1 protein-coding gene and 2 tRNA genes are annotated in these 3,088 nt (G+C 55.8%); 2 read left to right on the forward strand and 1 reads right to left on the reverse strand.

The annotated features are described in order from the left end of the window. Positions 1–138 precede the first annotated feature (138 nt). Positions 139–2,790, reverse strand: coding sequence for a ribonuclease R (rnr, locus tag GQF02_RS14240; RefSeq protein ID WP_160798019.1), 2,652 nt, complete (start codon positions 2,788–2,790; stop codon positions 139–141). A 74-nt stretch (positions 2,791–2,864) separates the two neighbouring features. Here rnr and GQF02_RS14245 point away from each other — a divergent pair. Further along, positions 2,865–2,951: transfer RNA gene (locus GQF02_RS14245), tRNA-Leu, on the forward strand. A gap of 50 nt (positions 2,952–3,001) precedes the next feature. Beyond that, a tRNA-Leu gene (locus GQF02_RS14250) sits at positions 3,002–3,088 on the forward strand.

Consider the following 3,088-nt stretch of genomic DNA (forward strand, 5'->3'; position numbering starts at 1 on the left):
CGTTTGCGTCGTCAGCTGAGGAGGCGAAATATACGGAATTCAGACTGGGGCGTCAACACTTATTTTGAAAAAAGCGCCCAAAACACCAATAATTAACAAAAGCCGCAAAATGCGGCTTTTGTCCTGGCGATTCAGCAATCAGCTTTCGCTAACCGGCGGGGTACGCCGACGGCGACTGCGCGCCGGCGAGACTGCCGCTCCCTCTGCGGGTTTAACTGCGGGTTTAACCGCAGGCTCCGCAGCGGGCGACGCCTTCGCTGCGGCCGGCTTGGCCCGGCTACGCGGCTTGGGTTTAGGCTTTTCCGGTGCAGGTGATGCAACAGGCGTCACCGCCGGCGTCAACTTGACGGTCACGCCCGGACTACGCGTGGCACCACGACGACGCGCAGCAGGCGCGGCGACTTCCTTAGCTGCTTCCTTAACAGGAGGCGCAATCTGTTCAACCACCACTACCGGTACCTGAACTGGAGCAGATACCACAGGCTCCGATGCCTTCTCGACAGCTACGGCCTGAGACACAACCTCACTACTAGGCTGTTCAGCCGCAGCACGAGCCGCACCACCTTTACGCCGACGCGATCTGGCGGGCTTGGCCGGCTTATCTATTTCGGCCTCAGGCGTTTCACGCACCAATGCAAAGTCGACCTGTGCACTTTCAAGATCGGCGCGCACCACCCGCACCGTCATGGCATCCCCCAGGCGGTACTGGATACCACTTTTCTCGCCGACAATCGCCTGCATCTCTTTACGGAAATGGAAGTAGTCCTTACCCAGTTCCGAGATATGTAGCAAACCTTCCACATGCACGCCGTCCAGCATAACGAAAACGCCAAAGCCAGTGACGGCAGCGATCTTGCCCGTAAAGACTTCGCCCACCTCATCGCGCATATAGTAAGTTTTCAGCCAGGACTCGACATCGCGACTGGCATCATCCGCACGCCGCTCAACCATGGAGCAGTGCACACCCAGTTGCGCCCACTTCTGCGAAGGCTTGTATTTACGCCCTTCCAATACAGCCTTGATCGCACGATGCACCAGCAAGTCCGGATAGCGGCGGATAGGCGAAGTGAAATGAGTGTATGCCTTATAGGCCAGACCGAAGTGCCCACCGTTAATCGGGCTATAAACCGCCTGCTGCATAGAGCGCAGCAACATGGTCTGCAATACTTCGGCGTCCGGCCGGTCCTGAATCTTTTCGGCCAGTTCGGCATAATCCTTGGTCGAAGGCTTATCGCCGCCGGCCAAAGACAGACCCACACCATTCAGAAAAACACGCAGGTTTTCCAGTTTTTCAATCGTTGGGCCTTCATGCACGCGATACAGACACTTCTGCCCGCTCTCCTGCAAAAACTCTGCCGCACACACATTGGCAGCCAGCATGCACTCTTCAATCAGGCGATGAGCATCATTTCGCACAACTGGAACAATCTGCTCAATCTTGCCAACGCCATCAAACAGCATCTGCGTTTCAATCGTGTCAAACTCGATTGCACCCCGCTTGGCACGCGCAGCCAGCAACACCTTGAACAAGGCATGCAGCGTTTGCATCTGTGCCATCTGCGGGTGCTCAGTGCCGTTTTGCAGACAATCCCAGACCTGGTTATAGGTAAGTCGCGCACGCGAGCGCATCACCGCAGGATAGAAGCGATAGCGCTTGACCTTGCCCTTGGCTCCGATTTGCATGTCGCACACCATGCACAGGCGCTCGACATCCGGGTTAAGCGAGCAGATGCCATTGGACAAGGCTTCGGGCAGCATCGGTATCACACGGCGCGGGAAATACACCGAGGTGCCACGCTCGAGTGCATCCATATCCAGCGCATCATCCGGCTGAACATAGTGACTGACATCGGCAATCGCAACGACCAGTCGGTATCCTTTACCCCGTTTTTCGGCAAACACCGCATCGTCGAAGTCGCGCGAACTCTCGCCATCAATCGTCACCAAGGACAGGTCGCGAATATCTTCACGCCCCTTGATCTGATCTTTCTTACGCACCTTTTTCGGTGTCGCCTTGGCTTGCGCCTGAGCCGCCTCACTAAATACATGAGGTAAATCGTGCTTGCGCAGCGCGATTTCTATCTCCATACCCGGATCGGCATAATTACCCAGCACATCCTTCACCCGGGCAATCGGCGCGCGGTAGCCTTGCGGGTATTCGGTAATTTCCAGCACCACCACCTGGCCATGCACGGCAGCACCCTCGCCACCGGGTTCGATCAGAATATCCAGACGGATGCGTTTGTCTTCTGCGCGGGCCGTCCATACGCCACGCTCCAGATAGACGCGGGCAACCAGCGTTTTCACCGCACGCTCCAGCACTTCGACGACACGCCCTTCACGGCGGCCACGGCGATCCGGCGCACCGGGCTGCACCATGACGATATCGCCATGCATGGCCTTGTGCATTTCACGCTCGCTCAGAAAGAGATCGCCCTTCTCCCCTTCCAGTGGCATGGCAAAGCCATAGCCATCACGATGACCGGACACCTTGCACTTAAGCAGATCCAGTTTTTGTGCGGCACAAACGGCACCGGTACGGTTAATAACGACTTCTCCGCTACGCTCCATGGCAAACAGGCGGCGTTCGAAAAAGGGTTTTTCTTCTTCAGTAATATTCAGCAAACCGATTAGCTCGGCTGGGAACATGGGAACACCCTGCCCGGCGAGAATTTGCAGAATAAATTCACGGCTAGGTAAAGGCTTGTCGTATTTGACTTTTTCACGTTCCAGATGCGGGTCTTGCAAGCGCAACGGGATGCTTTTTTGTTTTTTTTGCGTGGCAGGCATTGACTTCCTCGGCTAGGTCAATATAATTCGCACTTCGTTACAGCAATGTAGCGCAGATCATACAGTAAAGCGATGCCCAGGTGGCGGAATTGGTAGACGCACTAGGTTCAGGTCCTAGCGCCCGCAAGGGTGTGGAAGTTCGAGTCTTCTCTTGGGCACCAGTCGCTTTATCAGGCTGATTTATCAGTTTGCAGTATGAACAATTTGGCAGGCCCAGGTGGCGGAATTGGTAGACGCACTAGGTTCAGGTCCTAGCGCCCGCAAGGGTGTGGAAGTTCGAGTCTTCTCTTGGGCACCA

This window comes from Craterilacuibacter sinensis (assembly GCF_009831765.1).
In the GTDB taxonomy this organism is placed as follows: Bacteria; Pseudomonadota; Gammaproteobacteria; order Burkholderiales; family Chromobacteriaceae; genus Craterilacuibacter; species Craterilacuibacter sinensis.